Below are 13,167 nucleotides of genomic sequence, written 5' to 3'. Positions count from 1 at the left end.
TGTCGATGTTCTTCCAGGTCTTGGAGGCCGTGTCCCGGTACGAGGTTGGCGCGGCCGACAGCTCGGCCTCGACGCGGCCGTCGGAGAGCTGCCAGAAGCGTGCCGTGGGCGTCCGGCGGGAGGTCAGCTCCTTGACCCGCTTCGCCTTCGGATCGTTCTTTCCCCTGGCCAGCTTCTGCCGGTCGGCTATTCCGTGGTTGCCGTACGAGGGCGGTTCTTTGCTTTCGTTTCCGTCTTCTGCGAACCAGTCGGTGACGGTTTCGATAATTCCCTTACCATCGCCCTTTTCGGGCTCTGATGGCGGGGCCGCGTAAGCGACCTGCGGCAGTAGCGTGCCTGCAACCGCCGCGACCACCAGACAGGAGAGATATCTCCTGTAGGGGACCTTCACGTCATTACCTTTCGACATCGGCGGCCGGCCCCCGACGAGCGCGAAACGGGCACGCCGAACGAGCCGGAGCGGAGAGTTCCGGCCCGGCCTTGAGCATGGCTGTGCAGCCGCATGTGAGCAGCCGAACGGCCAGTTCACGGGCGCGGCAGCGGATTATTGACCACTTGAGTGACGCCCCGTCAAGCCCACGGACATTCTGGGCAACCCGAGCCTGAAAGGCGCCGACTTCACCCCTTTTGTCCCGTCGCTCGCGCGGTTCTCTCCGCGTGGTGTATAACCGCCCGGTTCGACTTCAGACTCGATTCGACCCACCGAAAGCCGGGACTCGTTCATGCCATCCAAGGAATCCACGGAGAGCTCAGAGCCGGAGGAATTGTCCGTCGAGACGCTGCATGCGGAAGCCGCAGACGCGGAACCCACGGATGCGGAAACGGCGAACGCGGAAACGGCAGACACCGGGACGGCGAACAAGAGCCCGGACAAGGGCACCGACGGCAGCCGGGCCGGGATGGCGATCGCCGCCGTCCTGCTGCTCGCCTGCGGCGGCCTCGTCGGCTACGGCGTGCTCGACACGGAGGAGAAGCCGAAGGCACCCCCCGTGCCGACCGCCGCCGTGACGTACGAGGTCACGGGCGAGGGACCGGTCGAGATCTCCTACCTCGGCCGCGACGAGGACGGCAAGACGACGGTCGTCCGGGACGCCGAACTGCCCTGGAAGCAGACCGTCCAGGTGCCCCTGGGCAAGGCCCCGACCGTGGCCATCGTCCTCGGCGAGAAGGGCGGACAGGCGGCCTGCACGCTCGCGATCGGCGGCAAGCACGTCCAAAGGGCTACGGCCATGAACGAATTCGGGCGCGCCACCTGCGCGGGCGAACTGCCCGCCACCGACAACTGATCATCACACAGCAGCTTCACGAGGGATGGGCATGAGTCCGAGAGGGACCCGCGCGCGGCGGGCAAGCACGTCGAAGCGGACCATCTGGCTGGCGGCGGGAGCCGTAGTCCTGGCCGGCACCGGTATGACGGCCGTGACCGTCACGGGAGGCTCCGGGGACACCGGGACCGATGACAGCTCCCGACCAGCAAAGGCGCACACGCTGGCACTGGCGGGCAAGGACGCGAAGAAGCGCGAACTGCCCCGCACTGAGACGCAGCTCTTCTCACTCGTCGGCGTCTCATGGGAGGACAGCACCGAGGACTTCGAGGGCACCGCTCAGATACGCACCCGCAGCGCGGACGACGGCGCCTGGAGCGACTGGCGCGATCTCGACTTCGGCATCCGGGCCCCGGAGACGAAGGAGGGCGACGCCTCAGGCGTCCGCGGCGCCTCCGAGCCGCTGTGGGTGGGGCCTTCGGACGCCGTCGAAGCACGAGTCGTGGCCGGCGGCAAGGAGACCGCGGTGCCGGACGCGCTGCGCCTTGACATGATCGACCCGGGCGAGACGAAGGGCGGCAAGGGGAACGGAAAGGGCAAGCCGTCCGCCAAGCCAGGGAAGACGGACACAGCCGCACCGAGCCCCACGGTCCCCGGCGAGGACACCGCGGCGACGACCGCGCCCGAACCGACCGGAATCCCCACGGAGTCGGCCGTGGCCCCGGCCACCGAACAGCCGGCCTCGCCCACGCCCCTGGTCCCCTCCGAGACGGCGACACAGGATCCGCCGGAGCCGACCGCCGAGCCGAGCGCTCCCGCCCCGAGCCAGGAGCCGACCACCGAACCCAGCACCACCCCGACCACCGAACCCACGACACCAGCGCCCTCCGAGACGGCGACACAGGATCCGCCGGAGCCGACCGCCGAGCCGAGCGCTCCCGCCCCGAGCCAGGAGCCGACCACCGAACCCAGCACCGCCCCGACCGCCGAACCCACGACACCGGCACCCTCCGAGACGGCCACACAGAATCCGCCCGAGCCGACCGCCCCTGCCGAACCAACGATCGTCAGCCGGGCCGACTGGGGTGCGGACGAGTCGCTCGTCGCGGACCCGCCTTCCTACCTGGACAAGGTCGACGCGGTCTTCGTCCACCACACCGCCGGCACGAACGCCTACGACTGCGCCGAGTCGCCGGCCATCATCCGGGCCATCCTCACGTATCACGTGAAGACCAACGGCTGGAACGACCTCGGCTACAACTTCTTCGTCGACAAGTGCGGCACGGTTTTCGAGGGCCGCGCGGGCGGCGTCGACAAGCCCGTCCGCGGAGCCCACACCTACGGCTTCAACGGCTACTCGTCCGGCGTCTCGCTCCTCGGCGACTACGAGAACGGCGGTACGCCGACGGCTGCGGCCAAGCAGGCGATCGCCGACATCTCCGCGTGGAAGCTCGACTTGCACGACGTCGACCCGGAGGCGAAGGTGACGCTCACCGCCGCGGGTGACACCGGCGTCTGGAACACCGGCGACAAGGCCACCCTCAACACGATTTCCGGTCACCGCGACGGCTACGCCACGCTCTGCCCAGGTGCCACGCTCTACTCGGCACTGCCGGAGATCCGCCGCACTGCGGGCGCGTCGATATACACGAGCTGATCCCGCCCGGCAGACGGCCGCCTTCCGCCGCGGTGGCGGGGGCGGCCTTCTTCTTTCCCAGTTTCGCGGCGCCTGTCTTGCGGACTGTATGCACGTCCTTGCGGCCTGGTGGGTCGTTGCCATTTCGGCCAGACGCAGCGGTCCCGTCTCTGACGGCCGCCCTATGGCGGCATGGGGCCAGGCTCATTCCCCGCCACGTGCCAGATACTCAGCCGAGCCACACAGTATGGGGATGGCGCCCGCCGATGTGCCATGGACTCCGTATCGACTACCCACCGCTGTTCCGGTTGCTCGCTACGTCGTGTCGGAGTCCTCGGCCTGAGCCAGGACGAGCACGGCCTGCCCGCCACAGGTCAGGCGACGCCAGCGGGAGCCGATCCGTCGACGGTGGCCTGCGAGAAGACCGGATAGGTGCTGCCGAGTGCGGCTGGACAGGTCGATACCGGACGGGTAGACAAGCACGCGGAAGCTCCTGACAGACTGGTGATCTTGGTTGAGAACCCACCTACCAGGGGCTCCATCCTGTTTGTCGGCCCAACGGCGTACTGCTGATGCAGGTTATAAAGGCACAATGTCAGTGCCGTGCTGTTCACTTGGCCGCGTGGACGCCTCAGCTCTGCGCGCCCGTCTGAACGACGCCTGGCGCGCGCCCGAATTGCACTGCCCGCTGCCCTTTCATGGGGCAGGGCATGTCTGTGTGCCCAGTGACGCGGAGGATCTGGCCGAGCTGGAGCGTGTCGCTGCGGACGTGGTTGACGGGGCGGGTCTGCCGGTACGTGCGTGGGTCGTCGGGGGTAGGGCGGCAGGGGCGCCCGACGGTCCGCCGGTGGGCGGGGAGGGTGGGCTCCCCATCGGCGGGAAGGGCGGGCTGCTGGAGCTGCGCGGGTGGGTGCTGGCCGAGCACTGGTTCGGATACGGCGTGACGGCCACCGCCGATGGCCCGCGCCGCGTCGTGATCCTCGCCCGGCGAGCGTTCACCCGCCCGCCCGCTGTCGGGTGGGTAGCGTTGCTGCGGGAGGCCACCGGGCGGACGAAGGCCGATCGGTGCGGCGTCGACTGGGCCGCGACGGAGGCAGCGCTGGGCACCGCGCTGCCCGGTGACTACAAGGACATCGTCGACGCCTTCGGCGCTGGTAGCTTCGACGAGTACCTGGACCTGCTGGTGCCGGGTGCGCTGGGCACGGATCTAGTCTCCTGGGGCCAGGACATGGCGCGGTACGCCGACCTGTACCGGCCATACCCGGTCCATCCCGCGCCCGGCGGCGTGCTCATATGGGGGACCTCCGAGCAGGAGCTGACCTTCCACTGGCTGACCGGACCGGCCGATCCCGACGACTGGCCGGTTCTGGTGCAGTACCTGGACGGTGAGTGGCAGCGCTTCGACTGCGGCACCGGCGAGTTCGTGCTGCGCCTGCTCACCGACCGCACCCCGCCGTTCGCCTTCCCGCCCTCCGCCGGACCGTTCCCCCACTGGTTCGCCTCATGGGAGCTGCCGGAGGGCTAAGCCCTTTCTAACCCTGCTGTCAGCGCCGCTGACCATGCTCGGCGGAGCTCTGGACCGCCGGGACCGACTGCGGATCTGCTGGTCACGACCCCGCTACAGATCGGTCAGTCGTCAGCGGGCCGATGAGCAGTACAGGTATGGGGTTGGAAAAGGCTCACCTCCCCCTGGGGGAATATCGCGATCCTCCACAACCGGAGACAGCACCCGAGCCGAAATCGCCTACGCCCGGTCGTTGGGCAGGCCCGTGCGGTTCACGCACCCCGATGTCGACCCCGACGCCTGACCGCCCACCCCCACGATCTCCGCAGGCACCCCTTGGAATTGATCACCTAGGGTGCGCCCATGCTCAACGACGCTACCGTTCATCGAGCCACAGCCGAACTGCTCTCCGCACCCCAGACCCTCGATCGCGCGGCCCGCGCCCTGCCCACGTCCGCAGGGGTGTACGCCTGGTGGGCGCCGCTCGACGTCCTGGGCTTCTTCCTCGGACCGGTCAATACCAGCGATGCCGGACTGCGGCTGCTCTACCTGGGCAAGGCCCGCCGACTGCGCTCCCGCGTCGTCTCCAACCACCTGAGGGACTCCGGACGGTCCACCCTGCGTCGAACCTTGGCAGCTCTCCTCATGTCCGCCGAGAGCTACCGCACCACCTGGACCGACCGCGTCGTCCTGATTCCCAAGGACGAACAGCGTCTTACCCACTGGATGCGCCACCACCTCACCCTGACCTGGACCGAGTACCTCGACCCCGTCCCGCTGGAGAAGGAATTGATCTCCCAACTGCACCCGCCTCTGAACGTCGAGGGAGCGGAGCATGGCACCCACCGGGACCGCGTCAAACAGGGACGAGCCTTCTACCACGCCAGTGCCGGCCCCCGGCCGGACAAGTAGCAGAGAAAATTCAACCGCATTGCCGGCCGGGACACAGCACTGCGCGTCGCCGAACGCCACTTCGCCACCGACGTAGCTTCCGTCAAAGCAGCCGAGAAGCGGATCACGCACAACCTGGCACGAGTGGCCGGCGGCAATGCGGCCCAGCTGCGGGCTTCACGTACAGCCCGCTGCTCGGCCGACCCGCGGCTACCGGCTTCGGGCCCGGCCTATTGTGCCCCTCAACCCAGCTGGTCTGGCGCAAAGCGACCCAGGCTGGCATCTACCACACAGGACACGAGGCACTTCGGACCCGACTTCCTGAAGGAGACCGGCTACCTCTTCGAGGAGTACGTCGGCCGCCAGCTCCGCCTGATACCGGATGCCGATGTACTCCCGGAGATCACCTACGGGTCAAGCGGAACGAACTGCAAAGCGTCGACTGGATCGTCGTCTTCGTCGACCTCGTGCTGCTCGTGGAGGTCAAGTCCATGATGCTGACCGAGAACGCCCGGCTCGGTGTGACTGAGGATCCGAACTGGCGGATGAGCCTCGGACCTGGTGAGGCGATCATCACAGTCAGTGTATTGCGGCTGCCAACGAGGCCCCCCCGGCACGTCGGCGACCTGGCACCGGGTCGCGCCTGTTCTGGTGCGACCCGGTTTCACCGTCGTATGCCCCGACCTGCGGGGTTACCGGCACTCCCGCAGCCCGGCGCCCGCTCCTGATCATGTCCCGCGCTCCAAAGGCGAAAGCCGCCGATTGTGCTGCTCAGTCACATTGTCCTGTGGCATCGCAGTTTGAGCCCGTACCAATGCACCCTGAGTGAACATGGTCCGAGTCACCGAAGGTTGATCGCGCTGGTCAGGGTTCCAGGTGTCGGCCTGGCGCCAGGGAAGCGGTGCGTGTCCTGCGGCTCCGCCGCATGGGCCCCGGCGGCACCCATGGAGGGGGCAGCCCTGGCGGAGGTCTGGCGCGGGTGAGGTAAGCCGCCGGTGGGGTGGATGCCCGCCCTGGTCAGTGGTCGGCAGTGGGGGCAGGTCCGCGGGCGGAGGTGTCGTGCAGTCCGAGACGCAGGTGTTCGACGTGGTAGAGGGCCTGGTCGAGGAGTTCGGCGACATGGTTGTCGTACAGGGAGTAGACGATGCTGCGGCCTTGGCGCTCGCCGGTCACCAGGCCGAGGTTGCGCAGCAGGCGGAGCTGGTGAGAGCAGGCCGAGTTCTCCATGCCTACGGCTTCGGCGAGGTCGCCGACCGAGCAAGGCCCTTCCTGGAGGCGGGCGAGGATGTAGAGCCGGGAGGGAGTGGCGAGGGCCTGGAGGGTGGCGGCGACGTCGGCGGTGCCGACCGCGTCGAGGCGCTCGCGGGTGCTGGCGCTGCTGGTGGTGTCGCGTCCGTGGCCCATGGGCTCCATCATACCGATGACAGTTGAAGACCTGTTCACCTATTCCTGTACGGTGGGATTGCTGTCCTCGTCCCGCCCGTGAAGGGTTGCCTTGCCGTGTCTTCTGTCCTGGAACAGCGGTCCGCTCCGCCTGTCGGCGCCGCCCGTCCGGCCCCGCCAAGGCGCCGCACCCTGCTGCTCGCGCTGCCCGAGACACGCTGGGCGCTCGCGGCACTGGTGCTGTTCCTCCTCGCACTGCCCGTCTACCTGCTGGATGGCCCGGCGTGGCTGTGGGGGGCGCTGTTCGCAGTTACCTACGTGGCCGGCGGCTGGGAGCCCGGCTGGGAGGGCCTGAAGGCCCTGAGGGACAAGACGCTGGACGTGGACCTGCTGATGGTCGTCGCCGCTCTGGGGGCCGCCGCGATCGGGCAGGTTCTCGACGGCGCGCTGCTGGTCGTCATCTTTGCCACCTCCGGCGCCCTGGAAGCCGTCGCCACCGCGCGGACCGCCGACTCCGTACGCGGGCTGCTGGATCTCGCCCCCACCACGGCCACTCGGCTCCTGGCGGACGGCACCGAGGAGACGGTCGAGACCGAGTATCTGGTGATCGGGGACACCATCCTGGTCCGGCCCGGCGAGCGGGTCACCGCCGACGGCCCGGTCCTCGACGGCTCCAGCGACGTCGACCAGGCCACCATCACAGGCGAGCCACTGCCCGTGGCCAAGCAGGCGGGGGACGAGGTCTTCGCCGGCACCGTCAACGGCACCGGCGCCTTGCGCGTACGTGTCGAACGCGACCCGTCGGACTCGGTGATCGCCCGGATCGTGAAGATGGTCGAGGAAGCCTCCGAGACCAAGGCCCCCACCCAGCTGGCCATCGAGAAGATCGAGCAGCGCTACTCGATCGGCATGGTGATCGCGACCCTCGCCGTCTTCGGCGTCCCGCTCGCCTTCGGCGAGACCCTCTCCTCAGCGTTGCTGCGGGCGATGACTTTCATGATCGTGGCCTCGCCGTGCGCGGTGGTGCTCTCCACGATGCCGCCGCTGCTGTCCGCCATCGCCAACGCCGGACGTCACGGCGTGCTCGCCAAGTCCGCCGTCGTCATGGAACGCCTCGGCCAGATCGACACCGTCGCCCTTGACAAGACCGGCACCCTCACGGAAGGCACTCCCCGCGTCACCGACCTACGCCCCCTGCCCGGCAGCGGGCTGGACGAGGACACGCTCCTCACCCTGGCAGCGTCCGCCGAACACCCCAGCGAGCACCCGCTCGCCCGCGCTGTCGTCGCCGCCGCCCGCGAACGCGACCTGCCCCTGACCGGCGCCGAGAACTTCACCTCTGCACCCGGGCAGGGAGTCACCGCCACCGTCGACGGCCACACCATCACGGTCGGCGCCCCCGCCCGATTCCGGGACGCTGACCACCAGCCGCAGCGGGCGGTGGTGGCCGGACTGGAGGAGGCTGGGCGGACCGCCATCATGGTCCTGCGCGACCAGGAGCCGGTGGGCGTGCTGGGCATCACGGACCGGCTCCGGCCGGACGCGGCGGCCACTATCGCCGCCCTCACCCGCCTGACCGGCCACCGGCCCATCCTGCTCACCGGCGACAACGAGCGCGCCGCCCAGCACCTGGCCGCCGCGGTCGGCATCACCGACGTCCGCGCCGGTCTGCTGCCTCAGGACAAGGTGACGGCCGTCAAGGAGTGGGAAGCCCAGGGACGCCGGGTGCTGGTCGTGGGCGACGGCGTCAACGACGCCCCCGCCCTGGCCGCCGCGCACTCCGGGATCGCGATGGGCAAGGCCGGCTCCGATCTCGCCCTGGAGACCGCCGACGCCGTCGTCGTCCGCGACGAACTCGCCACCATCCCCTCGATCGTGCAGCTCTCGCGCACCGCATGCCGCCTGGTCATCCAGAATCTGGCCATCGCCGGGGCGTTCATCACGGTGCTGGTCGCCTGGGACTTGATCGGCTCCCTCCCTCTGCCCCTCGGTGTCGCCGGCCACGAGGGCTCCACCGTCATCGTCGGCCTCAACGGCTTGCGCCTACTGCGCGACGCCGCCTGGCCCCGCCTCACCGAGGACGCCGCGTGAGCAAACACACCCGGCGTACCGCCCCCGCCCTCGGAGCCCACGACCGACCGTGAGCGTGTGCCACGGCTGCTGCTGCGGCACCTCCAAGGTCCCCGACCGCGGCCACGCCGCCCAACTCCACCACCTGCGCCGCGCCCTCGACGGGAGCACCGCTCCGGAAGGGTCCGGGCCAACGGCGTACGCCGTCACAGGAGCCGCCGCCCGAAGAGAAGAACAAATGGGGTCCCCGTCCTGGAGATCACGGAGAAGTCAGTCAGCGAGTGGGCGTCAGCAAGCCCGCCATCCCCCTCTGGACTGTCTCATGATCAAGGAGACTGCGGTGCCCTGACCTCGCCCCTTCTGAACCCGGTCAATGCATGCGAAACATCGCTCCCGGATGTTCGGGTGGCCAACTACCTCTGACGCCTACGGCCGGGTATCGCTGACAGCCAGACTCGTAACCTCGGGCTGAACAGATTGGCTGGCCAGCTCTCGATGACGGTCACAGAGGCCGCGGTCCGGAGTCAGACTGAGTGTCCGTTTGCATCAAGACCTGAGTGAATCTCATTGCACCTTGACGGATCGCACTTTCGTTTCACCGAAGGTTGCGTGGATCCTCCACCCTGCTGGAGATGTACGGATGGGTGTTCCGTGTCTGCTGAGTCTGTTTGGGCGATGTGCTCGCCAGGGCCCGAGGGGTGGGATGATCGGCATATTCCAGGTAGAGGAGGAGCCGCCATGGTTCCGGTGTCAGGTGTGGAGCGGGTTTCTGATGCCGGGGCGTGGGCGGTGCTTGCCCTGTTTGGTGAGATCGACGTGTACCTGGTCGCGCGGGTGCGTGAGGCTGTCGATGAGCTGGTCTCCGAGGGCCGGGTGCACCTGGTGTGGGACCTGGAGGGCGTGAGTTTCATGGACTCCACCGGTCTGGGAGTCTTGGTGTACACGATGCGTTCGGTGGAGGCCCGGGAGGGCAGTGTCCGTCTGGCGGGACCGGATGGGCAGGTGCGCCGACTGCTGGAGCTGACCGGGCTCGACGCGGTGGTCGAGTGCCATCCCGACGTCGCGTCCGCGACCGAGCGGACGGCCCGGTGAGAAGGGGCAAACCGATCACACTTCCGGTCTCGGCGCCGGGTTCGGCACAATACGGCCTGTGGAGAGTTTCGTTGACAAGGGCATACCGGCTGAACCGCTGGCCGGTGGGGCGTTGATGTCGGTGCTGTTCGACGCCGCGGGCGCCGGTGTGTACGCGGTGGATGTCCACGGCGTGGTGGTCGCCTGCAATCCGTGGGCGGAAGAGCTGCTCGGGTACGAGCCGGGCACTCTGATCGGTGTCGACGCCCACCGGGCTCTCAACCCTCAGGCGGCGAACACGGACGGGTTGCGTGAGCAGCGGCCGATCCTCGCCGATGTAGCTCAGGGCAAGCGGATCAGCGGCGACCGGGCGGTGCTGCTGCGCGCGGACGGAACGCCGCTGCCGGTGTGGTGGTCGGCGGTTCCGCTGCCGCCCGAGGCCGGGCACGGCGCGGGCGCGGTCGTCGTGTTCCACGACGCCTCCGCCCAGCGCGAGCGCGCCGCGCATCAGACCAACCGCTACGCGCACAGCGAGACGATGCGCGAGCAGGCCGAGTACGACCTCGCGGAGATCACCTGGCTTGGCGAGATCACCCTGGCGATGGTCAGCACCCTGGACGCCCAGCAGGCGCTGGAGCGCCTGGTGCGTCAGCTCGTGCCCCGGCTGGCCGACACCGTGTTCATTGATCTCTTTGAGGGCAGCGTCATGCAGCGGGCGGCCTGGGCGCATCACGTGCCCGGCACCCTGCCTGCCGCGCCGTGGGACACGCGCGTGCCGGAGAGCTCCGCACATCGTGAGGCGCTCGTGCGGATCAGGCAGGGAGCGGGCATGCGGCACCTGCCCACGCCGGCCCCGGCGGCGGGAGCGGACCTGCTGAACCTGGTGGAGGCCGAGGACGTCCTGGTCGTCCCGCTACGGCTGCGCGCCCAGACCCTGGGTGCTCTGACCCTGGCCCGCACCGCGGGCAGCCCGCCGTTCAACGAGGCAGACCGGGTCCTGGCCGAGGAAGTGGCCCGGCGTACCGCGCTCGGGCTGGAGAACACGCACCTGCACGCCGCCCAGGCCGACATCGCCGGCACCCTCCAAAGGGCCCTGCTCACCGACCTGCCGCACGTGCCCGGTCTGGAGCTGGCCGCCCACTATCAGCCCGCCCAACAGGCCGCCGAAGTCGGCGGGGACTGGTACGACGCCTTCGTCCTGCCCGGCGGCGACCTCGCCGTGGTCATCGGCGACGTCACGGGCCATGACATCAAGGCCGCCTCGCGCATGAGCGAACTGCGCAACATGCTCCGCGCTCTGGCCGTCGACCGGCCCGACGAAACCCCCGGGCAGATCATTCGCCGCCTGGACACCGCCCAGGCCCACCTCAGACTGGCCGACTCCGCGACCGTCGTCCTCGCCCGCCTGCACCCCCAGCCCGACGACACCTGGGAACTGTCCTGGTCAGTGGCCGGACACCCCCCGCCCCTGCTGCTGGCCACCGATCACACCAGCATCTACCTCACCGGCCCCCATGCCATGCTCCTCGGCGTTCGGCCCACCATGGAACGCCCCACCGCCCGCATCCCCCTGCCCGCCGGAGCCACCCTCGTCCTCTACACCGACGGCCTCGTCGAGTCCCGCACCCAGAACCTCGACACCGGCATGACCCGCCTGCGCCAGCACCTCGACACCCACCAACACCTCCCCCTGACCCGCCTGTGTGCACAACTGGCCAGCGAACTCGGCGACGCCCGAGACGACATCACCCTGATCGCTCTCCGCACCCCCTGAACGAAGAGCGCAGAACCTGGCTGACTGGGCGCTGGATGGGTGCACGCGATACTCGCCCTTCGGTGAGAACGCTCGCAGTTCGTGCGACAGCTCGTCCTGATCAGCGCCAGCATCACCAAGGCGCTGCTCAAGGCCGACCTAGGTGCCGTCGCCGCGTGCTACCGCCGCCCCTGAGGGCCGAACCATCGGCGTCACGGTTCGGGCGTGGTGATCAGCCGGAGCGGCGGTCGATTTCGTTCTGCACTGCGCCGATGGCGTCGCGAGCGCGGGCGATCGCGGCTCCCTCTTGACGCGCGAGGTCCAGCAGCTCGTCCAGGACGATCCTTTTACCGCATATTTTGCAGCTGAAGCTATCTGGAAGGGTGGCTTCCGGAAGGCATCGAGGTGGGCGGCGACACTGTCGAGCGGGAGTTCGGGGAAGCGGCGTTCGGCCTGCTTGATGCGGCCGAGGAGCTCGCCAAGCTGGGTCAGATGTTGCTTCTGTGCTGCGGTGCCTGCGAGCTTGTAAAGGACGACGACGGCCTCGCTCGGCACGCGACGGTGCCTCGATGGCCCGGTCCCCCGTCTCGCCAGAGAACTGCGGGTGGAGCCCCAGTCCGCAGCTCGCGGCCGGGCGGGGACCGCCGTGGACGGCCACGGTCCCGCAGACACGAGAGGGGCGGGCCGCCCGGCCCGCCCCTGCTTGCTGCTGTCAGAGCCAACTGCAGTAATTCGTTACCCCGCCGGTCGCATTGCCCTTCAAATAGACGGCACTGATCCAGGCTGTGTATCGGCCGTTACTGTGCCGGCCGGTGGCGACCCAGACGTCGTTGGTGATGCCGTTATCGGTGATGGTCTCGCCCCAGGTCCAACAGAGGCCGAGGACGGTGTGGTTGGCGGGGTAGGTACCTTGCCATGCGCTCTTCGAGTCGGGGTAGTCCCGCTGGTTTACAGCCTCGTACGTGGTGACCATCTCTACGGCTGAAACGGGGTTGGTGGCCAGGATGGTGGAGCCTGCCGCAGCGGCAGCCACGGCAAGGGCACGGAGTCGACGGTTCATTGATCCCCCAGTGAAAGGTCGTTTAGGTGTGCAGGGTGCTGCGCCGACTGCGTGTCTCCAAGCCACCGTCTCAAGACGTCATCTTGGAGACTTCCCAATAGCATCCGGCCTCTCAAGCACTCTTCTCTTTCACGTTAGACAAGCGAGTTTGAAAGGGGCCAGCATTCGAGCACTCTCAAATGCTCGACTCCGAAGCATGGGGCACGTGGCCGTGAGATCTTGGTGGTGCGGTCGGCGGCGTGCCGTACCGACGTCGGGGAGGTGCCGGCCGCCCGTCTCGCGCGGAGCGCGATGCACAGCGCCGTCGTGCCCGTAGGGCCGCCCGCGGCCCGGACGTTCCGGCCGGCTGCGAGCCGAGCCAGGCTGAGCCGTCCCGGAGGGACGCCTCGGTACGGAGGTCGGTGAGCGGGGCTGGCCGCCGACGCGGGTGCGCACGGACGGCGGTGGGCGGAGCGTGGGGTGGGGGGGGGGGTTGCGCCCCCCCCCCCGCCCCGCGGGCGGGGTGCGGCCCGGGCGTGGGGACCCCCCCGCCCG

General features: G+C 69.0%; 10 protein-coding genes and 1 pseudogene. 8 read left to right on the top strand and 3 right to left on the bottom strand.

Annotated elements, in window-relative coordinates:
* The first annotated feature begins 722 nt into the window (after positions 1–722).
* Both ACFC1X_RS06065 and ACFC1X_RS06060 read left to right on the top strand, forming a co-directional pair.
* Positions 723–1,286 (top strand): MmpS family transport accessory protein, encoded by a 564-nt coding sequence (locus ACFC1X_RS06065; protein WP_376349156.1) that lies wholly within the window; start codon positions 723–725, stop codon positions 1,284–1,286.
* 31 nt (positions 1,287–1,317) lie between these two features.
* Positions 1,318–2,922: an N-acetylmuramoyl-L-alanine amidase gene (locus ACFC1X_RS06060; RefSeq protein WP_376349154.1), complete on the top strand. Its 1,605-nt coding sequence runs from the start codon at positions 1,318–1,320 to the stop codon at positions 2,920–2,922.
* A gap of 321 nt (positions 2,923–3,243) precedes the next feature.
* On the opposite strand, the pseudogene ACFC1X_RS06055 reads toward ACFC1X_RS06060, so the two are convergent.
* Positions 3,244–3,384 (bottom strand): annotated as a pseudogene (locus tag ACFC1X_RS06055) (IS5/IS1182 family transposase); the annotation flags it as partial.
* Positions 3,385–3,748: 364 nt separating this feature from the next.
* Between ACFC1X_RS06055 and ACFC1X_RS06050 the strand changes: the two are divergent.
* The 3 genes from ACFC1X_RS06050 (at position 3,749) to ACFC1X_RS06040 (ending at position 6,100) form a co-directional block, all read left to right on the top strand.
* Positions 3,749–4,426, top strand: a complete 678-nt coding sequence (locus ACFC1X_RS06050; RefSeq protein ID WP_376349152.1) for a hypothetical protein — start codon at positions 3,749–3,751, stop codon at positions 4,424–4,426.
* A gap of 342 nt (positions 4,427–4,768) precedes the next feature.
* A complete protein-coding gene (locus tag ACFC1X_RS06045) occupies positions 4,769–5,317 on the top strand; it encodes a GIY-YIG nuclease family protein (protein WP_376349150.1) in 549 nt (182 codons plus the stop codon).
* Between the two features lie 540 nt (positions 5,318–5,857).
* The gene (locus ACFC1X_RS06040; protein WP_376349148.1) at positions 5,858–6,100 is read left to right on the top strand and encodes an alpha/beta fold hydrolase; all 243 of its coding nucleotides are present in this window, start codon (positions 5,858–5,860) and stop codon (positions 6,098–6,100) included.
* A 213-nt stretch (positions 6,101–6,313) separates the two neighbouring features.
* Here the strand turns inward: ACFC1X_RS06040 and ACFC1X_RS06035 are convergent, their stop codons facing one another.
* The gene (locus ACFC1X_RS06035; protein ID WP_376349146.1) at positions 6,314–6,700 is read right to left on the bottom strand and encodes an ArsR/SmtB family transcription factor; all 387 of its coding nucleotides are present in this window, start codon (positions 6,698–6,700) and stop codon (positions 6,314–6,316) included.
* Between the two features lie 96 nt (positions 6,701–6,796).
* Between ACFC1X_RS06035 and ACFC1X_RS06030 the strand changes: the two genes are divergently transcribed.
* The 3 genes from ACFC1X_RS06030 (at position 6,797) to ACFC1X_RS06020 (ending at position 11,594) form a co-directional block, all read left to right on the top strand.
* The gene (locus ACFC1X_RS06030; protein ID WP_376349144.1) at positions 6,797–8,770 is read left to right on the top strand and encodes a heavy metal translocating P-type ATPase; all 1,974 of its coding nucleotides are present in this window, start codon (positions 6,797–6,799) and stop codon (positions 8,768–8,770) included.
* Positions 8,771–9,487: 717 nt separating this feature from the next.
* On the top strand, positions 9,488–9,841 hold the full coding sequence (locus ACFC1X_RS06025; RefSeq protein WP_376349142.1) for an STAS domain-containing protein: 354 nt from the start codon (positions 9,488–9,490) through the stop codon (positions 9,839–9,841).
* 58 nt (positions 9,842–9,899) lie between these two features.
* Positions 9,900–11,594: a SpoIIE family protein phosphatase gene (locus tag ACFC1X_RS06020; RefSeq protein WP_376349140.1), complete on the top strand. Its 1,695-nt coding sequence runs from the start codon at positions 9,900–9,902 to the stop codon at positions 11,592–11,594.
* Positions 11,595–12,285: 691 nt separating this feature from the next.
* On the opposite strand, the gene ACFC1X_RS06015 is transcribed toward ACFC1X_RS06020, so the two are convergent.
* Positions 12,286–12,633, bottom strand: coding sequence for an SH3 domain-containing protein (locus ACFC1X_RS06015; protein WP_376349138.1), 348 nt, complete (start codon positions 12,631–12,633; stop codon positions 12,286–12,288).
* Positions 12,634–13,167: the final 534 nt, after the last annotated feature.

Origin of the sequence: Streptomyces sp. NPDC056128 (assembly GCF_042263835.1) — a bacterium.
Lineage (GTDB): Bacteria > Actinomycetota > Actinomycetes > Streptomycetales > Streptomycetaceae > Streptomyces.
The sequence above is the reverse complement of the archived record's forward strand: the minus strand, read 5'-3'. Positions and strand labels throughout refer to the sequence as shown.

Bases quoted from the DNA above. Each gene is read 5' to 3' on its own strand.
- ACFC1X_RS06065 (WP_376349156.1), top strand. From the start codon at position 723: ATGCCATCCAAGGAATCCACGGAGAGCTCAGAGCCGGAGGAATTGTCC.
- ACFC1X_RS06060 (WP_376349154.1), top strand. From the start codon at position 1,318: ATGAGTCCGAGAGGGACCCGCGCGCGGCGGGCAAGCACGTCGAAGCGG.
- ACFC1X_RS06045 (WP_376349150.1), top strand. From the start codon at position 4,769: ATGCTCAACGACGCTACCGTTCATCGAGCCACAGCCGAACTGCTCTCC.
- ACFC1X_RS06035 (WP_376349146.1), bottom strand. From the start codon at position 6,700: ATGGGCCACGGACGCGACACCACCAGCAGCGCCAGCACCCGCGAGCGC.
- ACFC1X_RS06025 (WP_376349142.1), top strand. From the start codon at position 9,488: ATGGTTCCGGTGTCAGGTGTGGAGCGGGTTTCTGATGCCGGGGCGTGG.
- ACFC1X_RS06015 (WP_376349138.1), bottom strand. From the start codon at position 12,633: ATGAACCGTCGACTCCGTGCCCTTGCCGTGGCTGCCGCTGCGGCAGGC.